Source organism: Agromyces sp. G08B096, assembly GCF_040267705.1.
Classification (GTDB): Bacteria; Actinomycetota; Actinomycetes; order Actinomycetales; family Microbacteriaceae; genus Agromyces.
In genome coordinates this window covers 964183-989021 of the sequence record NZ_CP158374.1, presented here as the reverse complement: position 1 = coordinate 989021, position 24839 = coordinate 964183, and the positions used below count along the sequence as shown (strand labels likewise).

Below are 24839 nucleotides of genomic sequence, written 5' to 3'. Positions count from 1 at the left end.
GGACGCGCATGCGACGACGCACCCGCACGACCCGTGCCCGACTCATGGCGGCCGCGACCGGCCTCCTCGTCGCGGCCTCCGCCCTCGCCGGCTGCACCGGCCCAGACCAGAACGGAGACGCCGTGCCCGGCATCATCCCCGCCCCCACCGCCTTCGAGCTGCGCGAGGCCGACGAGCCGTTCCGGCTCACCCCCGACAGCCGGATCATCGCCGACGGGCCGGGCGCCGCCGATGTCGCGGCGCTCCTCGCCGAGACCCTCCGGGCCGGCTCGGGCTATGAGCTGCCCGTCGTCGAGGGCGGCGCGGGCGAAGCCGCCGACCTCGTGCTCGCGGTGCGCGAGACCACCGCCGAGGGGGCAGACGCCGCGGCCGCCGGGCTCGACGCCGGCGCCGCCTTCGGCGGCCCCGACGCCGAGGCCTACACCCTCGAACTCGGCGGTTCGGGCGCCCGCATCGACGCAGCCGCCCCCGCGGGCCTCTTCCGCGGCACGCGGTCGCTCCTCCAGCTCCTTCCCGCCGAACTCTCCGGCTCGGCGGGCGCCGCTCCCGCCGACGGGTTCGCCGCGCCCGCGGCATCCGTCGACGACCGCCCGCGTTTCACGTACCGGGGCGCCATGCTCGACGTCGCCCGCCACTTCCTGCCCGTCGAGGAGGTGCTGCGCTATCTCGACGCGATCGCCCTGCTGAAGCTCAACGTGCTGCACCTGCACCTCACCGACGACCAGGGCTGGCGACTGCAGATCGATGCGTGGCCGGCGCTCACCGAGGTCGGCGGCGAGACGTCCGTCGGCGGCGAGCGCGGCGGCTTCTACACGAAGGACGACTACCGGCGCATCGTGGAGCACGCCGCCGCGCGCTTCATCACCGTGGTGCCGGAGATCGACCTGCCCGGCCACACGAACGCCGCGCTCAGCGCCTACCCCGAGCTGAACTGCGACGGCGTCGCCCCGGCCCCGTACCAGGGCATCGAGGTCGGCTTCTCCTCGCTGTGCGCCTCGCCCGAGCGCGCGGAGGCGACCGACCGCTTCCTCGCCGACGTCACCCGCGAGGTCGCCGAGCTCACCCCCGGCCCCTGGCTGCACCTGGGCGGCGACGAGTCGCTCGCGACGACGCCCGAGGACTATCGCGACCTGCTCGCCCGCATCACCGCCGCCGGAGCGTCCACCGGCAAGACCGTGATCGGCTGGCACGAGATGGGCGCCTCGCGCGAGCTGCCGCGCGGCACGATCGGCCAGTACTGGAGCTTCGTCGAGGCCGAGGACGAGGCGGTGCCCCTCACGATGTCGTTCGTCGAGCAGGGCGGACAGGTCATCCTCTCCCCCGCCGACGCCGCCTACCTCGACATGAAGTACGTCGACGACCCGCAGACCGCCCTCGGCCGAACGCTCGGACAGGACTGGGCGAAGGGTCCGACGACCCTCGACGAGGCGTACGCGTGGGAGCCGGCCGACATCGTGCCCGGACTCGGCGAGGCCGACATCCTCGGCGTCGAGGCGCCCATCTGGACCGAGACCATGCGCACCATCGACGAGGTCGAGTTCATGGCCTTCCCGCGGATCACCGCGATCGCCGAGATCGGCTGGTCGCCCGCCGGCGAGCGCGACCACGAGAACTTCTTCGCGCGCGTCGCCTCGCTCGCGACACGGTGGGATGCCTCGGGCACCGTCTACTACCCGGTGCGCGGGGTGCCCTGGGCAGACTGAGGCGGATGTCCCGCCGCCACTGTCGGCATGGGATCGCTCGGGCTATCCTGCGGCCGGGAGCGGCGCGGGGGCGCCGCGAGAGGGAACTGACATGCCAGGCATCGTGCACTTCGAGATCCCGGCCGACGACCAGGACCGGGCGAAGCAGTTCTACCGCTCGGCCTTCGACTGGGTCGTCGAGCCGATCCCCGGCATGGACGACTACACCGCGGTGCGCACCACGCCCGCCGATGAGGAGACCGGCCAGCCGCTCGAGCCCGGCGCCATCAACGGCGCCATCTTCCGGCGCGAGGGGCAGCTCACGAACCCTGTGCTGACGGTCGACGTGGAGGACGTCGACCGGGCGCTCGAGCGGGTCGTGGAGGCCGGCGGCACGGTCGTCGCGCCGCGGGCCGCGGTGCCCGGCATGGGCTGGTTCGCGTACTTCGCCGACCCGGAGGGCAACGTCCTCGGGCTCTGGACGACCGACGAGGGCGCCGCCTGAGCGACGGGCCGCCGTTACTTCACGCTGCCCGCGGTGAGGCCGCCGACGAGGCGCTTCTCGATGAGCATGAAGAGCACCACGACCGGGATGATCGCCACCACCGAGACCCCGAACACGTACTGCCAGCTCGTCTCGTACTGACCGACGAACTTCGTCAGCGCCACCGAGAGCGGCTGGTTGCCGGCCGTCGAGAGGATCACGAGCGAGGCGGCGAACTCGTTCCAGCACGCCACGAAGGTGAACACGATCGCGGTGACGATGCCGGGCCAGACGAGGGGCAGATTGATGCGGAACAGCACGGTCAGCCGCCCCGCGCCGTCGATCTGCGCCGCCTCGTCGACCTCCTTCGGGATGCCGGCGAAGAACGAGTGCATGATCCACACGGCGAACGAGAGGTTGAACGCCGCGTTGATGAAGATCATCGCCGCCCAGGTGTCGAGGAGGTCGAGCGCGGCGAACTGCCGGAACAGGCCCGAAGTGAGCACCGCCGGCTGCAGCATCTGCGTGATGATCACGAGGAAGAGGAACACGAACCGACCGGGGAACCGGAACCTCGCGGTGTAGTACGCGGCCGGCAGGGCCACCGCGAGCACGAGCAGGGTCGCGAACACCGAGATCACGATCGTCGACACGAGGTTCTGCACGAGCGGCGTCTCGGGCGTCGACCACATCGTGACGTAGTTCTCCCAGTGCCACTCGGTCGGGAAGTACGTCGGGTCGACCGACCGGATCTGCGCCTTCGTCTTCACCGAGCCGAAGAACATGATCGTGTACGGGAGCACGAAGATCGCGAGCACGACGAGGCCGGCGAGCATCCGCAGCAGCAGGCGCGGCAGGCTCACCTGGTCGGCGGTGTAGCGGCGACGTCGCCGGGATGCCGCGGGCGCGGCGATGGTCTCGAATGCGGGGGCGGTGACGGCCACGGGTCAGACCTCCTGCATGGGCTTGACGACCTTCACGTACACCGCGACGATCACGATGACGATCAGGAAGGCGACGACGGAGAGCGCGCTCGCGACGTCGACCTTGTGCTGGTTCTGGATGTACTTGAAGATCATCGTCATGATCGTGTCGGCGTCGTAGCCGGGGATCGAGCCGGTCATCACCTTCAGGATCGGCAGCGAGTTGAACACGTTGATGATGTTGATCAGCACCGCGACGCTGAGCGCCCCGCGCAGCTGCGGCAGCACGACGGAGAAGTAGGTACGGGCGGGCCCTGCGCCGTCCATCTTGGCGGCCTCGAGCACTTCGCCCGGCACCGTCGCGAGCCCCGCGAGGATCGTGTAGGTCGTGAACGGCAGCGACACGAACACGGCCACCACGATCGACCAGGCGAACGCGGTCGCCGGGTTGCGGGTCCAGCCGTAGCCCTCGGGCGTCGCGATCAGGCCGACGTCGACGAGGAAGGTGTTGATGATGCCGAAGTACGGCTCGAGGCCGTAGTACACGACCATCGTGGTCATGACGACCGAGGCGGCCCACGGGATGATCACCGCGAGCCGCACGATGCGGCGACCGGGGAACGCCTTGTCGAGGATCTGGGCGAGCACGAGCGAGAGCACGACCGTGACGCCGACGACCACGACGACCCAGACGATGGTGCGCAGCAGGATGGGCCAGAAGTAGGGGAACGTGAAGACCTCGACGTAGTTGTCGATGCCCACCCCGCCCTGGTCGAGCCCCGAGATCGAGATGTCGCGCGTGGAGTTGAAGAACATGACGCCGGCGGGGAAGAAGACCACGCCGACGATGAGGAGGATGGCGGGGCCGATCCAGGGCAGGGCGCGAACGAGGTCGCGCGGCCCGGGGCGCCGGCCGGCAGTCCCGGGCGGCGTACCGCGGCCGGCGCGCGTCCGACCCGGCTGGGCCACGGCGGCCGCGGTGTCTGTGGTGGTGCTCATGAGCGGTCGGTCACCGATCCCTCCGATGGTGCGTGGCGATGCAGGGGCGGGGGTGCGCCGCCGCACGCGGCGACGCACCCCGGTCGGGCGGGATCAGCCCGCGTCGACCTGCGCCTGGATCTCGGTCAGCACGTCCTGTGCGGGCTTGGTCTGCAGCTGGCCGAACAGCGCCTTGAACGCCGAGTCGGCCGCGGACCACTGCGGGTTCGTGCTCGGGTAGAACTGCGCGTCGGGCAGCACGTCGAGGAACGGCTTCAGCGCCTCCTCGCCCGAGAGCTGCTCGGCGCCCGACTTCGTGACCGGCAGGAAGCCCTCGGCCTGTACCCACGGCACATACACGTCGGCCGAGTAGTAGTAGTCGAGGAAGGCGGTGATGGCCTCCTTCTTGTCATCGTCGTTCTTGAAGGCCATGAGCTGGTCCATGACGCCGAGCGTGAAGGCGGAGCCGTCCTGCGTGGGGATCGGGACGATCGAGTAGTCCAGCTCGGGGTTGTTCTCCTCGATCTGGCCGACGGTCGGCGGCAGGCCTACCTGCATGCCGATCTTGCCCTGGACGAAGATGTCCATGAGCGGCGACCGGTCGGTCGAACCCGGGTCGGCCTGGGTGGCCCCGGCGTCGATCATCTTCTTGATCTGCTCGGCGCCCGGCAGGTTCGACGGGTCGTCGATCGTGATGGCCTCGGCGTCGCCGAAGGTGCCGCCGCCGCCCCAGAGCCACACGGCCGCCTCGGCCTGCGCCTCCTCCGAGCCGAGGGGCATGCCGTAGCCGGCGACGCCCCCGCCGAGCGCGGAGACCTTCGTCGCGGCGTCGAGCAGCTCGTCCCACGTGGTGGGCGGCGCGGTCACGCCCGCCTGCTGCAGCAGGGTGTTGTTGACGAAGAGCGCACGGGCCGAGGCGATGAGCGGCAGCGCGTACGCGGTGCCGTCGACCTCGGCGTTGGCGAGGAAGGACTCCTGGAAGTCGGAGTAGACGTCAGCGGACACGACCTCTTCGGCCGGGTAGAGCAGGTCGTCGGCGACGAACCCGGCGAAGGGGCCGCCGTTGTAGATGTCGGGAGCCTCGCCGCCCTGGATCTGCGTCGCGATGACGGTCTCGAGGTTGTCCCACGACTCGACCTGGAGCTTGACGTCGACGTCGGGGTTGGCCTCCTCGAAGCCGGAGATCACGTCCTCCCACAGCGCCTGGGTGTTGTCGGAGTAGCTCGGCACGAGCAGGTCGAGGGTGGTCTTGCCGTCGGCGTCGCCGCCGTCGGACGAGCCGCCGCCGAACCCGCAGGACGCGAGCGTCAGCGACGCCGTCGCGGCGAGCGCGATCGCGGCACCGAACCGCATGCTCTTCTTCATTGCTGATTCCTCACTCTGGTGGGTGGTGCACCGAAGCGGGTGGAGCGGTCGCGTCGGTGCGATGTTCCGGATGTCAGCGCGTTGCGATGACGTTTCCTGAACGTTTCAAGGGAGAAATGATCATGATCATTCACTCGGGTAGGGAATCTATGCCGCCGGTGCGGGCGCGTCAACTGTCGCGCGGCATTCGTTATCAGAATTTGTTCAGAGTCCTGACATTCCGCCGCGCCTGCACTGGCGAGCGCGAGAATGATCGATAGACACATCCAACGATCATCTGCAATCATCGAGTGGTCACCGATTCTCGATCCCGCAGGAGCCGCCACCGTGACCCACCAGACCGCGCCCGACTCGCACATGGCCCGCGAGCTCGCCAGCCAGCCCGACCTCTGGGAGCGCGCCGCCGGCCTCACCGACCTCCAGGCGCTCCTGCCCGCCCGCGGCGCGCGCATCGCCGTCGTCGGCTGCGGCACGTCATGGTTCATCGCCCAGTCCTACGCCTGGCTCCGCGAGCGGTCGGGGCACGGCGAGACCGACGCGTTCGCGGCATCCGAGGCGCCCCTCGACCGCGGCTACGACGCGGTCGTCGCGCTCACGCGCTCGGGCACGACCTCCGAGGTGCTGCGCCTCGTCGAGCAGCTCGCCGGCCGGACGCGCACCATCGGCGTCATCGGCGACGCGGAGTCCCCCCTCGTCGGCCTGGTCGACGAGGCGGTCACGCTGCCGTTCGCCGACGAGGAGTCCGTCGTGCAGACCCGGTTCGCGACCACCGCCCTCGCGCTGTTCCGGGCCTCGCTCGGCGAAGACCTCACGGCGGCCGTCGCCGACGCCCGGACGGCGCTCGGCGAGGAGCTCGCCCCCGAGCTCGTCGACGCCGAGCAGTTCACCTACCTCGGCTCCGGCTGGTCGTACGGCCTCGCCCAGGAGGCCGCGCTGAAGATGCGCGAGGCCTCGCAGTCGTGGACGGAGGCGTACCCGTCGATGGAGTACCGCCACGGCCCGCTCGCCATCGCCGCACCCGGCCGCGTCACCTGGCAGTTCGGCGAGGCGCCCGAGGGTCTCGCGGGCGACGTCGCCGCGACCGGTGCGCGCTTCGAGGCGGGCTCGCTCGACCCGATGGCCGAGCTCGTGCGCGCGCAGCGCGTCGCGCTCGCGCGTGCCGTCGCGAAGGGGCTCGACCCCGACCGCCCCCGCAGCCTCACCCGCTCCGTCATCCTCGACGCCTGATGGCCCGACGCGACGAGGTGACCGCCCCGGCCGGAGCCCCGCTCGGCCGGGGCGCCGCCGTGCTCGCGTTCGACGTCGGCGGCACCGACACCAAGTCGGCCCTCGTCGACGCGTCAGGCCGCGTGCTCGGACTCCGGCGCACGCCCACGCCGCTCGAGGCCGCCGACCCCGCCGCATCCGTGGTGGCCGGCATCGCCCGGCTCGCCGCCGCGTACCGTGCAGAGTTCCCGGAGGTCGTGCCGGTCACGGCCGGGCTCAGCGTCCCGGGCCTGGTCGACGACGACGCGGGCGTCGGCGTGTTCGCGAGCAACCTGGGCTGGCGCGACGCGCCCATCCGCGACCTCGCGGAGCGCGCGCTCGGACTGCCGACCGCCTTCGGCCACGACGTGCGGGCGGCCGGCGAGGCCGAGCACCGACTGGGCGCCGCGCGCGGCCACGACGACGTGCTCGTGCTCGCCATCGGCACGGGCATCGCCGCGGCCGCCATCGTCGGCGGGCGGCCGCTCACCGCAGGCGGCTACGCGGGCGAGCTCGGCCACGCGCTGAGCGATCCGCAGGGTGAGCGCTGCCCCTGCGGCGCCGTGGGATGCCTCGAGACCATCGCGTCCGCCGGGGCGATCGCGCGGCGCTACCGCACCGCGTCGGGTCGCGAGGTCGCGGGCGCGCGCGAGGTGCTCGACGCCGCCCGAGCTGGCGACGAGCTCGCCGCGACGATCTGGGGTCAGGCGGTCGAGGCGCTCGCGGAGCAGCTGGCCCGCGTGGTCGCGATCCTCGCACCCGAGGTCATCGTGCTCGGCGGCGGGCTCGCCGAAGCTGGGCCGGCGCTGTTCGACCCCCTGGCCGCCCGGCTCGACAGACTGCTCTCCTTCCATCGCCGCCCGCAGCTCGTGAAGGCCGCCCTCGGCGACGACGCCGGCGTGCTCGGCACGGCGCTCGCCGCCCGCGACCTCGCCGGCCGCATCGGCTCGCCCGAGGGGTCTGCGCCGTGATCCTCACCGTCACCCCGAACCCCGCGCTCGACCTCACCTGGCACGCCGACGAGCTGCGCCCCGGCGAGACCCACCGCGTGGCGACGGGCGCGGCCCGGGCGGGCGGCAAGGGACTGAACGTGGCGCGTGTGCTCCACGGACAGGGCGTCGACGTGCTCGCCCTCACCACCGGCGGCGGCGCCGCAGGCGCCGAGCTCACCGAGGAGCTCGGGCGCAGCGGCATCCCGCATCGCCTCGTCCCCATGCGGGGCACGACCCGGAGAAGCGTCGCGATCGTCGACGACGCGGCCGGCGAGGCGACCGTGCTGAACGAGCTCGGCGCACCGCTCCTGGCGGCCGAGGCCGGCGCGCTCCTCGCCGAGGCCGAACGGCTCGGCCGCGCCGCTGCGGCGGTCGCCGTCTCCGGGAGTCTGCCGCCCGGCCTGTCGCCCGAGTCGGTGGGCGACCTCATCGCCCGCCTCCGCGCCGCCGGAAGGCCGGTGGTCGCCGACGTCCCGCGCGACGCGCTGCTCGCCGCCGCCCGCGCCGGCGCCTCGGTCGTGAAGCCCAACCGGGACGAGCTCGCCGAGGCCACCGGCGAGACCGACCCGCTCACGGGCGCCCGGCGTCTGCTCGAGCTCGGCGCCGGCGTCGTCGTGGCCTCGCTCGGCGCCGACGGGCTCCTCGCGATCGGCCGCGACGGCGGCATCCACGCACGGCTCGGACGCCGGCTGCGCGGCAACGCCACCGGGGCGGGCGACGCCGCCGTCGCCGCCATCGCGCTGACCCTCGCCGAGACCCGGCTCGGGCAGCTCGACGCGCTCGACGCCGACGCGCTCGACGTGCTCGACCCCGACGCGCTCGCCGCCGACGCGCTCGCCCGGATGGCGCAGCGCGCCACGGCGTGGTCGGCGTCCGCCGTCCTCATGCCCCTCGCGGGCGACCTGCACCCCGACCACGCCGCGCTGGAACGCGAGATCATCCTGGAGCCCGTCCGATGACCCTCACCCGCACCGCAGACCTGCTCGCCGAGGCCGCCGCCGCCGGCCGGGCCGTCGGAGCGTTCAACGTCCTCCACCTCGAGACCGCCGAGGCGCTCGCCACCGCGGCGGAGCGGGCGGACCTGCCCGTCATCCTGCAGATCTCGGAGAACTGCGTGCGCTACCACGGCGGCCTCGAACCGATCGCGGCGGCCACGCTCGCCGTCGCCGACGGTTCGCGCGCGCGCATCGCCGTGCACCTCGACCACGCGGAAGACCCCGAGCTCGCCCTGCGGGCCATCGGGCTCGGTTTCGGCTCGGTGATGTACGACGGCGCGAAACTGCCCTTCGCGGACAACGTCGCCGTCACCCGCCGGGTGGTCGAGGCCGCCCACGCGGCGGACGTGGCCGTGGAGGCCGAACTCGGCGAGATCGGCGGCAAGGACGGCGCGCACGCGCCGGGGGTCCGCACCGACCCCGCCGAGGCGGCGGCCTTCGTCGCCGACACCGGCGTCGACGCCCTCGCCGTCGCCGTCGGCTCGTCGCACGCCATGACGGAGCGCACGGCGCTCATCGACCTCGAGCTCATCGAGCGGCTCCGCGAGGCGGTACCCGTGCCGCTCGTGCTGCACGGCTCCTCGGGGGTCTCCGACGACCTCCTCGTCGCCGGTATCCGATCGGGGCTCGTGAAGGTGAACGTGTCCACGCACCTCAATCGTTCGTTCACCGGCGCCGTCCGCGATGCGCTCGCCGCGGACCCGGCCCTTGTGGACTCGAGGAAGTACCTCGCCGCGGGCCGGGAGGCCATCGCCGTCGAGGCGGCTCGCCTGCTGGAGCTGTTCGCGCTGAAAGGATCCGACGGATGAATCGTGCCGAACGCCTGAGCTCGGTGCTGGATCTCCTCGCCGAGGACGGCCAGATCGAGGTCGACCAGATCGTCGAGCGTCTCGGGGTGTCTCCGGCCACCGCGCGCCGGGACCTCGACGCCCTCGCCCGCCAGCAGCTGCTCACGAGGACTCGGGGCGGCGCGGTCGCCCACTCGGTCGCCTACGACCTGCCCATCCGGTACAAGCACCAGCAGAACCCCGACGCGAAGGCCGCGATCGCCCGTGCCGCGAGCGAGCTCGTGCCGCGCGGCGCGGTCATCGGCCTGTGCGGCGGCACGACCGCGACCGCGATCGCCGACGCGCTCATGTCGCGCGCGGACATCATGGACCCTGCGCCCGACCCGGGGCTCACCGTCGTGACCAATGCGATCAACATCGCGATGCAGCTCGCGATGCGGCCGCAGATCAAGACCGTCGTCACCGGCGGCGTCGTCCACGCCCGCTCCTACGAGCTCGTGGGCTCGTACACCGACGGGGTCCTCGGCAACGTGAGCCTCGACTTCGCGTTCATCGGCGCGAACGGCATCGACCCGGTCTTCGGGCCGACCTCGCACGACGAGCGCGAGGCGGCCGTGAACGCGCTGATGGCGAGCCGCGCGGCGCACGCGGTGCTCGTGGTCGATTCCAGCAAGCTCGACAAGCGGGCCTTCGCCTCCATCGGGGGTCCGCGGCTGTTCCAGACGGTGATCACCGATGACGAGGTCGCGGAGGAGCAGCGCACGCGGCTGATCGACGCGGGGTACGACGTTATCGTTGCCTCGTGAGCACCGCCCCCGTCACCGTCATCCACTCCGCCCGCCTCCTCTCCGGGGGCGACACCGTGCCCGACTCGTGGGTGCGCTTCGACGGCGACCTCGTCGGCGGGCGCGGCATCGGCGACGACTGGCGCGAGGGCCTGCCGGCCGACGCCGCCGTGACGGATGCCGCGGGGCGCTGGCTCGTCCCCGGCTTCATCGACCTGCACTCGCACGGAGCCGGCGGCGCCTCGGTCGAAGACGGTGAGGCCGCCATCGAGACGATGCTCTCGGTGCACACCGCGCACGGCACCACACGGCTGGTCTGCTCGCTGGTGTCGGCCCCGATCGAGTCGCTCGCGCAGAGCCTGGCATCGGTCGCCCGCGTCGCCGCGCGCGACCCTCGCGTGCTCGGCGCCCACCTCGAGGGCCCCTTCCTCGATCACGACTTCCGCGGCGCCCACGACCCCGGCGCGCTCCGCACCGCCGACGACGCGGCGATCGACGTGCTCCTGGATGCGGCAGCCGGCACGCTCCGCCAGATCACCATCGCACCCGAGCACGCGGGTGCCGCCCACGCGATCCGCCGCTTCGCCGACGCCGGCGTCGTCGTCGCGGTCGGCCATACGAGCGCCGACTACGACACCGCACTCGCCGCGTTCGAGGCGGGCGCGAGCGTGCTCACCCACGCGTTCAACGGCATGCGCGGCATCCACCATCGCGCGCCCGGCCCGGTCGTGGCCGCCATGCACGCCGATCACGTCACCCTCGAGATCGTGAACGACGGCGTCCACGTGCACCCCGACGTCGTGCGACTGGCCTTCCGGGGCGCCCCGGGCCGGGTCGCTCTCATCACCGACGCGATGGCGGCCACGGGCGCGGCCGACGGCGACTACGTGCTCGGCTCCCTCGGCGTCGTCGTCGCCGACGGCGTCGCGCGCCTCCGCGAGACCGGGTCGATCGCGGGCTCCACGCTCACCCAGGACGACGCGCTGCGCCGGGCGGTCGTCGAGTGCGGCATCCCCTTCGAGGAGGCCGTGGGCGCCCTCACCGTGACGCCGGCCGCCGCGATCGGCCGCGCGCACGACCTCGGCCGGCTCGACCGCGGCTTCGCCGCCGACGCCGTGCTGCTCTCCGACGAGCTCCGCGTCGAGGCCGTCTGGGGTGCCGGGAGCCGCCTGGTCTGACGAGCCGACGACGGCCGGATGAGTGAGGCGGCCGGGCCTCGAGCGGTGTTCCCCACCTCGCTCGCGACCCGGCCGGATCCGGTGCGCATCGCCCCCCAACTCGGCGACCGGCCGCCGGGACGACCCGGCGCTCCACGTCCGGTTCGGGTCGCCGGGGTGGAGGTCCTCACCCTGAGAGAGGCCATCCGACCCGGATCATGACGCGGATTCCTCAGATTTCTGATGGAATATGCGCACCCGGCCGCGACCCGAGGGAGGTGCGGGCATGCCGAACGACCAGGCGATCGCCGATTCGGCGCTGGTGGAACGAGCCCGGCACGGCGACGACGACGCCTTCGCGGAGCTCTGGCGACGGCATTCGTCCGCCGGCCGCACGGTGGCACGCTCGTTCAGCACGCTCGACGCCGACGACCTCGTCGCCGAGTCGTTCACGCGCATCTTCGACGCGATCCGGAAGGGCGGCGGACCGACCGGCGCATTCCGGCCGTACCTGTTCACGACCATCCGCCATACGGCCGCCGGATGGGGGCGGGCACGTCACGAGACCACCCTGGAGACCCTCGAGTCCTTCGAGGACCCGTCGAGCTCGGAGGCCGCTTCGCTCGACGCACTCGATCGCAGCCTCACGGCGCAGGCGTTCCGATCGCTGCCGACCCGCTGGCAGGAGGTGCTCTGGTACAGCGAGGTCGAGCAGATGAGCCCCGCCGAGATCGCCCCGCTCGTGGGCATGAGCGCCAACAGCACCGCCGCCCTCGCATACCGCGCACGCGAGGGCCTCCGTCAGGCCTGGATCACCGCGCACCTCCGAACCGCCGACGATCCGGAGTGCCGGTGGACGATCGACCGTCTGGGCGCCTATACGCGAGGTCGTCTCGGCGCACGCGACACGGGCAAGGTCGACGCCCACCTCGATCGTTGCGCCAAATGCACCATCGTCGCTGCCGAGGCGCGCGACGTGGGCGCGCGCCTGGCGCTCGTGCTCCTGCCGCTCGCGGCAGGCGTGACCGGCGCGAGCACCTACACCGCCTGGTTGCAGCAGGGTGCGCCGGGCGCGGACCTCGCGGTCGGCGCGGCCGGAGGCGCGGTCGCCCTCGCGGCCGGCAGCGCGACGACCGGCGCCGGCACCTCGGGCGCTGCGGCCGGCACCGCGACCGGCGTCGCCTCGGCGAGTGCCACGAGCGCGACGGCGGCCACGGGCGCGGCCGGGACCGCGGCCGGTGCCGGAGCGGGCGCAGCGGGCGGCGCCGCCGGGATCGCCGCGGGCGCCGCGGGTGCCGGCGTCGCCGGGGGCACGGCGGCCGCGGGCATCGGCGGGATCGCGGCCGCGAGCGGCATCGGCTCACTCCTGGTCGCGGCGGCCATCACGGCCGGCGCGATCCTTCCCGTCAGCGGCGGCACCGCCGAGCTCGTCGCGGAGTCGCCGACCGCCGTGGCCGCGCCGCCGTCCGCCGACACCGACGATGCGAACCCGGGCGCCGGGCGATCCGCGGACCCCGGCGCACCCCGCGACACCGGCCCGGCCCCGATCGCCGGGCCGACGGACCCCGGGCGAGGCGGGGATGCCGAGACGCCGGATGCCGCGGCCGCCGGCGACGGCCCGAATGCCTCGACGGGGGCGGCCGGCGGCACGAGCGGCGCATCGGGCGGCAGCACACCCCCGCCCTCGCCGCCACCACCTCCGGCCGACACCCACGCGGACCCGCCCGTCATCTCCCGCGTCGACACGGCCGGCGGCCGGGTGTTCCCCATCGTCGCCGGCGTCGCCGAACCCGGCGCCGCCGTGACCGTGACGGCCGCGGGCCGGGCGGCGACCGTCGTCGCCGACGGCGCCGGTGCCTGGCAGGCCGCGTTCGACGGCCTGCCGGCCGGGGCGGTTGACGTCATCGCGACCCAGGTCGATCCTGCGGGCAACGCCTCCGGCCCCGCCGCGGCCGCGAGCGATCCCCTCGTCACGCCCGGACTCTCCATCACCTCCCGCGGCGGCGGGCGGGTGGTGCAGGGCGAGTTCGCCGGCCTCGCCGACTCCCAGGTCGAGGTGCTCGTCAACGGCGTCGTCATCGACCAGGTCGAGCTGCGCGGCGGCAACGGACGTGCCGGGCAGGCAGGCGCCGTCGTCAGCGGCCGCGGATGGCTCGCACCCGGGGCCGCGGTGCAACTGCGCTACGTCGTCGACGGCCGCGTCGGCGTACTCGTCCCGGCGGGCTGAGCCGGCGGCGTGGCATCCCCGATCGGGCTGCCGCGGCGACCCGACCTGGCGCCGACGGCGACGAGCACGGCCGCCACGACGAGGACCGCGGCATAGCCCCAGGGCAGGGCGGCGACCCCGAACGCGCCGAACACGATCGATCCCACGAGGGCGCCGCCGCCGATGCCGGTGTTGAACGCCGTGGTGTACAGCGCGCTCGCGGCATCCCGGTGCGTCGGCGGCGCCGTCCGGAGCAGCCGGGTCTGCAGCAGCGGCGGGATCGCCCCGAACGCGAGCCCCCACACGGCGAACGCGGCCACCGAGACCACGGGGGTGATGGCGAGCCCGAGCACGGCCAGGGCGACGGCGGCGACGCCGAGGGCGGTGAGCATGGCCGCGGTGGCGTTGCGGGCGAGGGGAGATCCCGCGGCGACGAGGCCGACGGCGCCGGCGACGCCCGAGAGGAACAGCAGCGGCCCCACGGCACCGGCCGGCAGCCCGATCAGGTCGGTCACGAGCGGCGCCACGTACGTCGTCACGGCGTACTGGCCGAGCATCGTGACGGCCGTCACCACGCACAGCAGGAGCACCGACGCGAAGCCGGGGTCGCCCGGCCGGTATCTCGCGGCCGTGGGCGCCGCGCCGGCCTCGGCCCGCGGCAGCGCGAGCCGAACCGCCAGCGCCCCGAGCAGGGTGAGCCCGCCGACGATCGCGAAGGCCGCGCGCCAGCCGAGCGCCTGACCGAGGATCGTCGACGCGGGCACGCCGAGGATCATCGCGAGCGTGCCGCCGCCGAGCACGACCGCGACCGCTCGACCGATGAGCCGCTCGGGCACCAGCCGGGACGCCGTCGCGGCGACGATCGACCAGAAGACGCCGTGGGCGAGGCCGCCGAGCACGCGCGCGGCGATGAGCATCCAGTACTCGGTCGCGAGCGCCGACAGCGCGGTCGAGACGCCGAGGACGACGAGCACCGCGACGAGCAGTCCGCGGCGGGGCATCCGGCTCGTGGCGGCGACCAGCGTCGTCGACGTGAGCACGACGGTGAACGCGAACACCGAGACGGTGAGCCCGATGAGGGCGGCCGGCACCGCCAGTCCTGCCCCCATCTCGGGCAGAAGGCCCGTCGGCAGCAGCTCGATCGTGATGGACAGGAAGACGGCCGCAGCGAGGGCGACGAGGCCCGGCCACGGCATGGCGGTCGCGCGCGAGCGCGGGGATTCGGTGACGGACATCAGGATGTCTCTCCGACGGCGTTCCCCGCCGGCGGGAATGTGCACCGCGGCGGGTCGACTACGCGCTCGTGTGCGCGCCCAGGGCCGTGCGGGGACCGCCGACCACCCATCAGTGTACCCGTGCGGCTTGTACGCTGGCTGGATGACCTCCTCCCCCGCCGACGGCCACCTGAACCACTGGGTGTTCACCCTCGCCTGCGCCGACGGTCCGGGCATCGTGCACGCGGTGAGCGGAGCCATCGTCGCGGCACGCGGCAACATCACCGAGAGCCAGCAGTTCGCCTCGGCCGACACCGGGCGTTTCTTCATGCGCGTCCAGGTCGAGTCGCCCGCCGGTCGCGCCGAGTTCGAGGAGGCGCTGCGGCCCGTGGTCGCGCAGTGGGACATGACCTGGCACCTCGACGAGGTCGGCCGCCCGCTCCGCACCCTCGTGCTCGCGTCCACCGCCGGCCACTGCGTCAACGACCTGCTCTTCCGGCAGCGGGCGGGCCAGCTGCCCATCGAGATCCCGCTCGTGCTGTCGAACCACGGCACCCTCCGCGACCTCGTCGACTTCTACACGGTGCCGTTCGAGTCCGCGCCCGTCACCGGCCCCGAGGAGAAGGCGGCGTTCGAACGGCGCGTGCTGGAGGCCGTCGACGAGCACGACATCGAGCTCGTCGTCCTCGCCCGGTACATGCAGATCCTCTCGCCCGAGCTGTGCGACGCCCTCGCCGGCCGGTGCATCAACATCCACCACTCGTTCCTCCCCGGCTTCAAGGGCGCGAACCCCTACCGGCAGGCGCACGCCCGAGGCGTGAAGCTCATCGGCGCGACGGCGCACTTCGTGACGAGCGACCTCGACGAGGGCCCGATCATCGAGCAGAACGTCGTGCGCGTCGACCACTCCCGCAGCGTCGCCGAGCTCGTCGCCATCGGCCAGGACGAGGAGAGCCGCACCCTCAGCCAGGCCGTGAAATGGTTCGCCGAGCGCCGGGTGCTGCTCGACGGCGCACGCACCATCATCTTCCGCTGACCGCGTCGCGTTAGGCTTGACGGTCGTGAACGACCGCACCCCCGAGCCCATGCCGAAGATCGGCCCGAACGACGTCCTGCGCTTCCTCCTGGAGGTCTTCGCGATCGTCACGCTCGGCATCTTCGGCTTCACGGCGTTCCCGCTGCCGTGGCCCGGCGTGCTCATCGGCATCGGCGCTCCGCTGCTGGCGATCCTGCTGTGGGGCCTGTTCCGGTCGCCGAAGGCGGTGTTCGCCGTCGATCCGTTCGTGAAGGCGATCGTGGAGATCGCGGTGTTCTCCTCGGCCGCGATCGCCTGGTGGATCATGGGCCAGCCCGTCGTCGCGGTCGTGCTCGCCGTGGTGGCGGCGGTGAGCGGCATCATCAACGGCCGCAAGGAGTTCGCGGGCTGACGCCCGGTCGGCGCGGCGCCCGCTTCCCGGCCGATCGCGCCCCGTGTCGGCCCTATTCGCCGGTGCGCCGCGCCCCGCACCGGCGAATCCCGCCGACACGGCGAAGGACCGGAGGCGCTGCCGCGGCATCCGCCGGCGACACCGCCGAGCTCACACCGCCTCGGCGGCCTCCGCGTCCGCTTCGGCGCCGCCCGCGGTGCGGAAGTGTCCGACGACGGACAGCAGCGCACCGCCGACCGCCCAGCACGCGAGCACGAGCCACGGGAAGGCCTGATCGGCCGCCGGGAAGTACGAGAGGTCGCGGAGCAAGGTCGCCGCGGCCCCCGGCGGGAACCACTGGCCGACCTCGCCCCACGGCGCGGGCAGGAACTCCTTCGGCATGGCCGCCGCGGAGATGGGGTTCGCGAACAGGAGCATGACGACCGGCCCGACGGCGATGCCGGCACGGCCGATGAGGGCGACGAACCCCGTGATGGGCGCGGCGACCGCCGCGAGCGCGAGCGCGATGGCGGCGCTGTTCAGCCAATACTCGCCCTGCAGCCCGCCGAACCACGGGCCCAGGATGGCGGCGAGCGCGAGCCCGCCGACGGCGGCGTAGATCGCGACCGCGAGCAGGCGCCGCAGGGCGCCGATGACGGCGAGCGAGACGGCGATGCCGCCGAGCATGCCGCCCAGCACGAGCGGGAACATCGCGGCGGTGAGCCCGGTGCCGCGGGGGTCGGACTCGGCGAGGGGCACGACGTCGGTCACCTCGACCTCGATGTGCGGTGGCGCGACGGGCGATCCCGCGGCGGCCGCTGCGGCGGCGGCCTGCGCGTTGACGCCTTCCTCGAGGCGGTCGGCGACCCCGCTCAGCAGCTGGCTCACGGGCAGGCTCGCGGCCGAGGAGGTGAGCACCTCGGCCTCCGGGCCGAGCAGCACGGCCCCGTACACGTCGCGGGCCTGGATCGCGGCGACGGCGGCCTCGCGGTCGTCGACTTCATCGAAGGCGATCGCACCGGGCTGGGCGTCGTCGACGGCCTGCCGGGCGAGGTCGACCGCCTCCGGCGTCCCGGAGATCGCGACGGGGAGGTCGCGTGGTTCGGCCGTCACCGACGGCCAGGCGAAGGCGAGGACGAGCACCGAGACGATGGCGGCGAGGACGAGGCCGAGGGCTGCCACGCGCGCGATCGGGGTGTGGGGTGCAGATCGCGGGGCGATGTGCGGTGCCGACATGATCGGGCCTCTCTATAAAAAACGAATACTCGTTCTTTATAGTCCGCCCGAGCCGTATGCTTGTCAAGCCACGAGAGGAGGGCCCCGATGCCGAAGGTCACCGAGGCGCACCGAGTCGCCCGACGCGCCGAGATCGTCGGCGCCGCGATCCGCTGCTTCGCGCGGAAGGGGTACCGGGGCACCTCCATGGCCGACATCATCCAGGAGTCCGGCCTGTCCGCGGGGGCGATCTACGGCCACTTCGCCGGAAAGCAGGAGCTCTTCGCCGAGGTCGCGGCGACCGTGCTCGCCGCCAGGCGCGAAGAGCTCGCGGCCGGCCGGGGCGGCGGCGCCCCCCTCGGCCCGGCGCAGGTCATGGCGATCCTCATCGACGGCATCCGCCGAGAGCCGTTCAGCGTGCTGTTCGTCCAGCTCTGGGCCGAGGCGGCCATCGACCCCGAGATCCGCCGGCTCGCCAACGGCGTCTTCATGCAACTGCGCGCGACCGTCGCCGCTGCGCTCGCCGAATGGGCGCGCGCCGAGCCAGGGCGGGTCGACGGCGATCCCGCCGCCTGGGCCGACCGCGTCGCCCCGGTCGTGCTCGGCGTCGCGCCCGGCTTCATGGTGCAGCGCGCGATCGTCGACGGGTTCGACGAGGACGCCTACCTCACCGCGATCGCGGACGTCCTCCCCCGCTGACCCGGAGGATGCCGCGAATGGATGCCCCGCACCCGCGGCATTTGCTCGCTCAGCCTACGACGACGCTCAGCGCCCGACGACGCTCAGCGCCCGGCGACGCTCAGATGCCCTGCCAGGCCGGCTTGTTCGCCCACGCGTGCCGGTAGTAGTCGATGTTGGCGAGCTGCGAGGCGGCCGCCTCGTCGACGACGACCGTCGCGTGCGGGTGCAGCTGGATCGCCGAACCCGGCTGGCTCGCGGACACCGGGCCTTCGACGGCCGCGGCCACGGCCGGCGCCTTCGCCTCGCCGAAGGCGAGGAGGACGAGGTGCCGCGCCCGGAGGATGGTGCCGATGCCCTGCGTGATGCAGTGCATCGGGACGTCGTCGGGCGAGTCGAAGAACCGCGCGTTGTCGGCCCTCGTCGGAGCGGTCAGCGTCTTCACGCGCGTGAGCGACGCGAGCGACGAGCCCGGCTCGTTGAAGCCGATGTGCCCGGTGCGGCCGATGCCGAGGATCTGCAGGTCGACGCCGCCCGCCGCAGTGATCGCCGCCTCGTAGTCGGCGCCCGCGTGCTCGATGCCGGCCGGGTCGCCGTTCGGCACCCGGACGAGCTCGGGCGTGAGGCCGAGAGGTTCGACGACCTCGCGCGTGATGACCGCGCGGTAGCTCTCGGGGTGCCCGGCGGGCAGGCCGACGTACTCGTCGAGCGCGAACCCGCGGATGCCGCGGACGTCGATGCGGTCGTCGTGGATGCGCCGGGCGAGAGCGCGGTAGGTCGCGAGCGGGGTCGACCCGGTGGCGAGCCCGAGCACGGCGTCGGGCTTGGCCTTGATGAGGGCGACGATGGCGTCGGCGACCAGGTCGCCTGCCTCCTGCTCGCCCGGGACGATCACGATCTCTGCCATGGGTCCTCTCCAACCAGCGCGGCACCCACCGCCGCAGCCGGGAATCCGTGGGGAACGACCTGCACGCGCCGCGCGAGGCCGAGGGAAGCGAGGAACGCCGAGTCGGCGCTCCACTCGTCGAGGATACGACGCGTTCCCGTCACGAGCTCGTCGCCGAGCGCGGCGAGCCCGCCCCCGATGACGACGTCGTCGACGTCGGTCGTGAGGACGAGCAGGCGCACGGCCGCGGCGACGCCGGTGAGGAAGCGTTCGCGCACCGCGACGGCAGGAGCGTCGCCGAGCGCGGCGCGGTCGAAGACGTCGCGAGCCGGCAGCGCGTGCTGCGTCGGCCACATGCGCGCGATCGCCCAGCCGGAGGCGAGTGTCTCGAGGCATCCGCGCTGACCGCAGCCGCAGAGCTCGCCGGCCGGATCGACGGGGATGTGGCCGATCTCGCCGGCGACCCCGTGCCCGCCGCGGAGCAGGCGGCCGTCGAGCACGATGCCGGCCGCGAGGCCGGTGCCGAGGTTCAGGTAGGCCATCGAGTGCGTGCGGAGTCCGTCGGCCACGCCGAGGAGGTGATGGGCGCCGAGCGCGGCCGCCTTCACGTCGTTCTCGACGCGGACGGCGACGCCGAGGCGATCGGACAGACGCGGCCCGAGGTCGAGCCCCTCGAGGCCGAGGTTCACGGCGTGGGCCACCCGGCCCGTGCGGCTGTCGACCGCCCCCGGGATGCCGATCCCGATCGACTGGAACGCCGACGCCTCGACGCCCGCGAGCTCGCTCATGCGCTCGACCGTGCGGAGCGCCGTGGCCACGACGGCATCGGCGCCGAACCCGGTGGGCATCCGCAACTGGTCGGTGAGCTCGCCGTCCGCGCCGATCGCGACGGCGGCGGTCTTCGTGCCGCCGATGTCGATGCCGAGTTTCACGCGAGCACCGCCGGGTCGGCCTCGAGCGCACGACCGACGACGTCGATGAGCGCGTCGCCCACGAGGCGCGAGGCGCCGAACGTCGCGAGGTCGGCGACCGCGCGGTCGGTGCTCGGCCAGCCGAGGTCGACCGTCACGACGTCGTCGCGGACCGCCCGGAGGCCCTCGATCGCCGCGACGGCGAACGCGTGCCGGTGCAGATCCTTGCCGACGACGAGCACGGGGCCGGGGAGCGCGGCGGGGTCCGCGAGCGGCGCGTCCGCGGCGAGCACGACGATGCCTGCCCGAGACAGCCACGACGGGGCGGATGCCTCCGCCTCCGCGGCGAACGGCCCCCAGGGCACCTCGCCGATCGCGATGTTCGCCGTCGTGTCGACGCGCACCACCGTGCCGACGCGCCGGGCGCCCCGCAGGGCGTCGAGCGCGCCGGGGCGGATGTCGAAGGCGCGTGCCACCTGGGCGGGTCCCATCGGCGAGGGCGCGGGCTGCACCGTCCCGCCGGCTGCGCCAGGCTCCGAGGCATCCGGCTGGGTGCGAGCGAGCGCGCGCACCCTGGCTGCCGCATCCGCGATACGCTCCGGCGAGAGGCGCCCCTCGTCGACCGCCGCCGTCACGGCCGCCACGATCGCGTCGACCGTCTCGGGCGCGACATCCGACCCGATGCACAGCAGGTCGCAGCCGGCGACGAGGGCGAGCACGGCAGCTTCCGGGATGCCGCGCTCGCCGCTCGCCCCCTGCATGTCGAGGGCGTCGGTGACGATGACGCCCTCGAACCCCAGCTCCCCGCGGAGCAGGCTGTGCAGAATGCGCGGGGAGAGGGTGGCCGGCAGGTCCGCATCCAGCTGGGGCAGCAGGATGTGGCTGGTCATGATGGTCGCGGTGCCCGCTTCGATCGCCGCGCGGAACGGCACGAGCTCGCGCTCGACCAGGACCTGCTCGGGCACGTCGAGCACCGGCAGCGCCAGGTGCGAGTCCGTCGCCGAGTCGCCGTGCCCGGGGAAGTGCTTGGCGCTCGCCGCGATGCCCGTCGACTGCACCCCACGCACCCAGGCGGCCGTGTGCCGGGCGGCGAGCACCGGGTCGGCGCCGAAGCTGCGCACGCCGATGACCGGGTTGTCGGGGTTGGAGTTCACGTCCGCGTCCGGCGCGAAGGTGAGCGTGACGCCCGCCTCGCGGAGCGCGAGCCCGACCTCGCGGGCGACCTGCTCCGTCGCCTCCAGGAGGTCGAGCCGGCCCAGCACCGCGTTGCCCGGGTAGGGCGCCCCGCGGTCGTAGAACAGCCGGGTGACGTCGCCGCCTTCCTCGTCGATCGCGACGACCGACTCGGGGCCGGCCGCGCGCAGCGCCGCGGTGAGCGCGGCCAGCTGACCCGGCGAGACGACGTTCGAGCCGAACAGGCAGACGCCGCCGAGGCCCTCGCGGAGCAGGTCGAGCACCCACTGCGGCGCCTCGGGACCGTCGAAGGCGGGCAGCAGCGTCGTGAGGATGTCCCGGCGCAGGCCCTCGCCCGCGCCGGTCCGGTGGAGCTCGGTCATCCCTTGACCGCTCCGCTCACGAGCCCGCTCGTCATCCGGCCCTGCACGATGAGGAAGAAGACGATCACGGGGATCGCCATGAGCGTCGAGCCGGCCATGATCGCCGCCCAGTTCGTCGTGCCGTTCGCCACGAGGAAGGTGCGCAGCCACACGGGCAGGGTCATCATCTCGGGCCGGGCGTTCAGCACCAGCGCCATGAGGAACTCGTTCCAGGCCTGGATGAAGCCGAACACGCCGGTCGCCACGAGGCCGGGAGCGAGGAGCGGGAAGGTGACCCGCCAGAACGCGCCCGCCCTCGAGCAGCCGTCGATCATCGCCGCCTCCTCGAGCTCGACCGGCACGCCGTTCACGAAGCCCCGCAGGGTCCAGATCGTGAACGGCAGGACCGCCGCGATGTACACGATCGTGAGCCCCGCGATCGTGTTCAGCAGATGCCAGCCGTCGATGACGCGGAACACCGAGACGATCATCGCCTCGCCCGGGATCATCTGGATCGTGAGGATCGCGAGGATGAACGCCCGCCGGCTCTTGAAGCGGAACCGGGTGACCGCCACCGAGGCGAGGAACGCGAACACGAGCGCGATCACCACGGTCAGCAGCGTCACGATGAGCGAGTTCGCCGCGGCGGGCAGGAACGGCGTGCGGCCCGGGTCGAACAGCACGGTCTCGTAGTTGCGGAGGGTGAAGTTATCGGGCCAGAAGTGGATCTCGGAGCCGCGGATGTCGTTGTTCGGCTGGAGCGAGGTGTTCAGCATCCAGTACACGGGGAACGCGAACACGAAGAACAGCAGCACGGCGAGCGCACTGTAGACGACCGTGCCGATGCGCCGGCGTCCGCCGCCCGTGCGCCGCGCACGGACGGGATCCGCCGTGGCTCGCGACGTGGACGGGGTGACCTGGATGGCGGAGCTCACTGCTCGTCCTCCTTGATGAGGTGCCGGATGTAGAACACCGAGATCGACATCATGATGAGCGCGAAGATGATGGCCAGCGCGCCGCCGATGCCGAACTCGCCGCCGGCGATCGAGACCTGGTAGATGTACACGCCGAGCGTGTTCGTCTCGGCGCGGATGCCGCCGATGTCCTGCAGGGCGAAGATCTGCGTGAAGACCTTCATGTCCCAGATGATCTGCAGGATCGCCGTGACGAGGAAGATGGGCTTGAGGTACGGGAAGATCACCAGGCGGAACCGCTGGACGGCGCCGGCGCCGTCGAGCTGGGCGGCCTCGAGCACCTCGTCGGGCACCTGGGTGAGCCCGGCGTAGAGCGTGAACGCCACGAACGGCACCGCGCCCCAGACGATGATGATCGTCGCGACGGTGAAGAAGCTCAGCGGCTCGATCAGCCACGGGTGCTTGAAGAACTCCTCGAGGCCGAAGAAGTTCACGAGGACGTGGTTGATGACGCCGTAGTCGGTGTCGAACATCCACCCCCAGACGATGGTCGCGGTGAGGGCGGGCATCGCCCAGGCGAGGAGCAGCCCGACGGAGAGCAGGATGCGGAACGCCTTCGGCAGCCGGGTCATCATGAGCGCGATGAGCGTGCCCACCACCATGGTGAGAACGACGCACACGGCGGCGAAGGCGATGGTGCGCAGCAGCACCGTGTAGAACACGGGGTCGGTGAGCACATCGGTGTAGTTCTGGAACCAGACCCACTCGGGCGGGGCGCCGAAGACCTGGGCGCGGCCGTACTCCTGGAACGAGGTGATGATGAGCTGGATGAGCGGCCAGCCGACGATGGCGGCCAGCACGACGCTCGCGGGCACGAGCAGGGCGTAGGGCGTGAGACCGCCGCGGCGGCGGGCCGCGCGCTGGCGCGATTTCCCGTCGGCGCTCGGCGGCACGGGGGCGACGATCCGCTCGCCCTCGATGGCGCTCGGTGCGGCGTCGCCGCGGTCGACCGTGGTCATGGTGGATGTCTCCTGGAGGTCGGGCGATCGGGCCGATGCGCTGGCATCGATCCGAAGGTCGGGCGGCCGCCGTGTGTGGAGCGGCGGCCGCCCGGTTCGGGGGTGCGGTGCGGCGGCGGGGAGGGGGGTGTGCCGCCGCACCGCGAGCCGGATCCGGGGATCCGACTAGCCGTTGAGGATGTCCTCGATCTGCGTGTCCGCCTCCTCGGCGAGCGACTGCACGTCGCCGCCCTGGGCGATGTTCACGAAGAGGTCCTCCAGGATGCGCGCCGCCTCGACGTCGGCCCACTTCGGCGACGCCGGGGTGAGCCGCGCGTTGCCGGCCGCCTCGGCGGTCGCCTGCGCGACCTCGTCGGTGCCGAGCGTGTCGGCGAGCGACAGCTTGGCCGGCACGAGGCCGTTCTCGCCGTAGATCGTCTGGAACTCGTCCGACAGGATGATCTTCAGCGCCTCGAGCGCGAGCTCGGGGTGCTTCGACTTGGCCGCGATGCCGATGTTCGACCCGCCCGCCATGACCTGGGCGGCGCCGCCGTCCTTGCCGGGCAGGGCGTAGACGCCGAGGTTGGCCTCCTGGTCGGGGCAGCCGGGCGTCTCTGCGTCGGCCGGGGCGAGGATCGACCACTTGACCCAGCTCGGGGCCGACAGCTGCAGCGTGGTGCCGTCGCAGAAGCCGACCTCGGGGCCGGTCTCGTTCGCGTCCTTCGGCGCGACCGAGGCCTTGGTCATGGCCTCCTGGACCTGCTTCAGGCCGGCGACCGACTCGGGCGAGCTGAGCTGCGCGTCCCACTCCTCACCGTCGGGCACGGCGATCTCGCCGCCGTTCTCCCAGATGAAGGGCAGGGCGTTGCGCCAGTCCTGGCCGGGCCACCAGATGCCCGACTTGCCGGGGTTCGCGGCGGCGAGCGCCTCGCCCGTCGAGACGTACTCGTCGAGCGTGGTCGGGACCGAGAGGCCGGCCGCGGCGAGCGCGTCCTTCTTGTAGAAGACCAGGCGCGAGCCCGAGTAGAGCGGGGCGGCGTAGAACTTGTCGTCGTACGTGCCCGCCTCGACGAAGCCGGGGAGCAGGTCGTCGCCGCCGAGCTCCTCGTAGTGCTCGGTGAGGTCGGCGAAGGCGCCGGCCGACGTGAAGGCGGCGGCCTGCGTGTTGCCGACCTCGACCACGTCGGGGCTGTCCGAGCCGGAGAGGCTCGTGGTGAGGCGGTCGACGAGGCCCTCCCAGGCCTGCTCCTCGATGACGAGGGTCGAACCGGGGTTCTCCTCCTCGAACGTGGTCTTCAGGTACTCGCGAGCCTCGTCGGGCGTGTCGGTGCCGACGAGCCAGACGCGGATCTCGGCGCCCTCTTCGGAGGCGTCCGTGCCTCCGGAGGTGGCACAACCGGCGAGGGTGAGCGCAGCAGCGGCGCCGAGCGCCACGATGCCGAGTTTCCTCATTTCGTTGCTTCCTTTCGTGGGGTGAAGGCG

General features: G+C 73.0%; 23 protein-coding genes. 12 read left to right on the top strand and 11 right to left on the bottom strand.

Going from position 1 to position 24839, the window contains the following annotated elements; genetic code table 11:
* Window positions 1-8 precede the first annotated feature (8 nt).
* Both ABIQ69_RS04865 and ABIQ69_RS04860 read left to right on the top strand, forming a co-directional pair.
* The gene (locus ABIQ69_RS04865) at window positions 9-1703 is read left to right on the top strand and encodes a family 20 glycosylhydrolase (protein ID WP_350349256.1); all 1695 of its coding nucleotides are present in this window, start codon (window positions 9-11) and stop codon (window positions 1701-1703) included.
* A 91-nt stretch (window positions 1704-1794) separates the two neighbouring features.
* Entirely contained in the window at window positions 1795-2187 is a 393-nt protein-coding gene (locus ABIQ69_RS04860) for a VOC family protein (RefSeq protein ID WP_350349255.1), read from the top strand.
* Between the two features lie 14 nt (window positions 2188-2201).
* On the opposite strand, the gene ABIQ69_RS04855 is transcribed toward ABIQ69_RS04860, so the two are convergent.
* From ABIQ69_RS04855 to ABIQ69_RS04845, 3 genes are all read right to left on the bottom strand, one after another.
* Window positions 2202-3110: a carbohydrate ABC transporter permease gene (locus ABIQ69_RS04855; protein WP_350349254.1), complete on the bottom strand. Its 909-nt coding sequence runs from the start codon at window positions 3108-3110 to the stop codon at window positions 2202-2204.
* Between the two features lie 3 nt (window positions 3111-3113).
* On the bottom strand, window positions 3114-4088 hold the full coding sequence (locus ABIQ69_RS04850; RefSeq protein WP_350349253.1) for a sugar ABC transporter permease: 975 nt from the start codon (window positions 4086-4088) through the stop codon (window positions 3114-3116).
* 93 nt (window positions 4089-4181) lie between these two features.
* Window positions 4182-5432 (bottom strand): extracellular solute-binding protein, encoded by a 1251-nt coding sequence (locus ABIQ69_RS04845; protein ID WP_350349252.1) that lies wholly within the window; start codon window positions 5430-5432, stop codon window positions 4182-4184.
* 357 nt (window positions 5433-5789) lie between these two features.
* Between ABIQ69_RS04845 and ABIQ69_RS04840 the strand changes: the two genes are divergently transcribed.
* From ABIQ69_RS04840 to ABIQ69_RS04810, 7 genes are all read left to right on the top strand, one after another.
* Window positions 5790-6659 (top strand): SIS domain-containing protein, encoded by an 870-nt coding sequence (locus ABIQ69_RS04840; RefSeq protein ID WP_350350083.1) that lies wholly within the window; start codon window positions 5790-5792, stop codon window positions 6657-6659.
* Entirely contained in the window at window positions 6659-7648 is a 990-nt protein-coding gene (locus ABIQ69_RS04835) for an ROK family protein (RefSeq protein WP_350349251.1), read from the top strand. Before ABIQ69_RS04840 ends, ABIQ69_RS04835 begins: the two co-directional genes overlap by 1 nt.
* On the top strand, window positions 7645-8628 hold the full coding sequence (locus ABIQ69_RS04830; RefSeq protein ID WP_350349250.1) for a hexose kinase: 984 nt from the start codon (window positions 7645-7647) through the stop codon (window positions 8626-8628). The genes ABIQ69_RS04835 and ABIQ69_RS04830 overlap by 4 nt, the downstream gene beginning before the upstream one ends.
* Complete coding sequence (locus tag ABIQ69_RS04825; protein WP_350349249.1) at window positions 8625-9473, top strand: class II fructose-bisphosphate aldolase; 849 nt, start codon at window positions 8625-8627, stop codon at window positions 9471-9473. Before ABIQ69_RS04830 ends, ABIQ69_RS04825 begins: the two co-directional genes overlap by 4 nt.
* A complete protein-coding gene (locus tag ABIQ69_RS04820) occupies window positions 9470-10258 on the top strand; it encodes a DeoR/GlpR family DNA-binding transcription regulator (protein WP_350349248.1) in 789 nt (262 codons plus the stop codon). Before ABIQ69_RS04825 ends, ABIQ69_RS04820 begins: the two co-directional genes overlap by 4 nt.
* Window positions 10255-11415 (top strand): N-acetylglucosamine-6-phosphate deacetylase, encoded by a 1161-nt coding sequence (gene nagA, locus ABIQ69_RS04815; protein WP_350349247.1) that lies wholly within the window; start codon window positions 10255-10257, stop codon window positions 11413-11415. Before ABIQ69_RS04820 ends, nagA begins: the two co-directional genes overlap by 4 nt.
* Window positions 11416-11680: 265 nt before the next feature.
* Window positions 11681-13621, top strand: a complete 1941-nt coding sequence (locus tag ABIQ69_RS04810) for a sigma-70 family RNA polymerase sigma factor (protein ID WP_350349246.1) — start codon at window positions 11681-11683, stop codon at window positions 13619-13621.
* Here the strand turns inward: ABIQ69_RS04810 and ABIQ69_RS04805 are convergent.
* Entirely contained in the window at window positions 13576-14835 is a 1260-nt protein-coding gene (locus tag ABIQ69_RS04805) for an MFS transporter (protein ID WP_350349245.1), read from the bottom strand. The genes ABIQ69_RS04810 and ABIQ69_RS04805 overlap by 46 nt on opposite strands.
* A 142-nt stretch (window positions 14836-14977) precedes the next feature.
* Between ABIQ69_RS04805 and purU the strand changes: the two genes are divergently transcribed.
* Together purU and ABIQ69_RS04795 are read left to right on the top strand one after the other, a co-directional pair.
* The gene (gene purU, locus ABIQ69_RS04800; RefSeq protein ID WP_350349244.1) at window positions 14978-15850 is read left to right on the top strand and encodes a formyltetrahydrofolate deformylase; all 873 of its coding nucleotides are present in this window, start codon (window positions 14978-14980) and stop codon (window positions 15848-15850) included.
* A gap of 25 nt (window positions 15851-15875) precedes the next feature.
* Entirely contained in the window at window positions 15876-16241 is a 366-nt protein-coding gene (locus tag ABIQ69_RS04795) for a YrdB family protein (RefSeq protein WP_350349243.1), read from the top strand.
* Window positions 16242-16391: 150 nt separating this feature from the next.
* Here ABIQ69_RS04795 and ABIQ69_RS04790 read toward each other — a convergent pair whose 3' ends face one another.
* Window positions 16392-17402, bottom strand: a complete 1011-nt coding sequence (locus tag ABIQ69_RS04790; protein WP_350349242.1) for a hypothetical protein — start codon at window positions 17400-17402, stop codon at window positions 16392-16394.
* Window positions 17403-17543: 141 nt separating this feature from the next.
* Between ABIQ69_RS04790 and ABIQ69_RS04785 the strand changes: the two genes are divergently transcribed.
* Window positions 17544-18134: a TetR/AcrR family transcriptional regulator gene (locus ABIQ69_RS04785; RefSeq protein ID WP_350349241.1), complete on the top strand. Its 591-nt coding sequence runs from the start codon at window positions 17544-17546 to the stop codon at window positions 18132-18134.
* Between the two features lie 100 nt (window positions 18135-18234).
* Here the strand turns inward: ABIQ69_RS04785 and nagB are convergent, their stop codons facing one another.
* The 6 genes from nagB to ABIQ69_RS04755 all read right to left on the bottom strand — a co-directional run bounded on the left by nagB (window position 18235) and on the right by ABIQ69_RS04755 (window position 24809).
* Window positions 18235-19020 (bottom strand): glucosamine-6-phosphate deaminase, encoded by a 786-nt coding sequence (gene nagB, locus ABIQ69_RS04780; RefSeq protein ID WP_350349240.1) that lies wholly within the window; start codon window positions 19018-19020, stop codon window positions 18235-18237.
* Window positions 19005-19931 carry an ROK family protein gene (locus ABIQ69_RS04775; RefSeq protein ID WP_350349239.1) on the bottom strand — a complete coding sequence of 309 codons (927 nt, stop codon included), beginning with the start codon at window positions 19929-19931 and terminating at the stop codon, window positions 19005-19007. Before ABIQ69_RS04775 ends, nagB begins: the two co-directional genes overlap by 16 nt.
* Complete coding sequence (locus ABIQ69_RS04770; protein WP_350349238.1) at window positions 19928-21466, bottom strand: glycoside hydrolase family 3 N-terminal domain-containing protein; 1539 nt, start codon at window positions 21464-21466, stop codon at window positions 19928-19930. The genes ABIQ69_RS04775 and ABIQ69_RS04770 overlap by 4 nt, the downstream gene beginning before the upstream one ends.
* Entirely contained in the window at window positions 21463-22290 is an 828-nt protein-coding gene (locus ABIQ69_RS04765; RefSeq protein WP_350350082.1) for a carbohydrate ABC transporter permease, read from the bottom strand. Before ABIQ69_RS04765 ends, ABIQ69_RS04770 begins: the two co-directional genes overlap by 4 nt.
* An 86-nt stretch (window positions 22291-22376) precedes the next feature.
* Window positions 22377-23378 carry a sugar ABC transporter permease gene (locus ABIQ69_RS04760; protein WP_350349237.1) on the bottom strand — a complete coding sequence of 334 codons (1002 nt, stop codon included), beginning with the start codon at window positions 23376-23378 and terminating at the stop codon, window positions 22377-22379.
* A gap of 165 nt (window positions 23379-23543) precedes the next feature.
* Complete coding sequence (locus tag ABIQ69_RS04755; protein ID WP_350349236.1) at window positions 23544-24809, bottom strand: extracellular solute-binding protein; 1266 nt, start codon at window positions 24807-24809, stop codon at window positions 23544-23546.
* Window positions 24810-24839 lie beyond the last annotated feature (30 nt).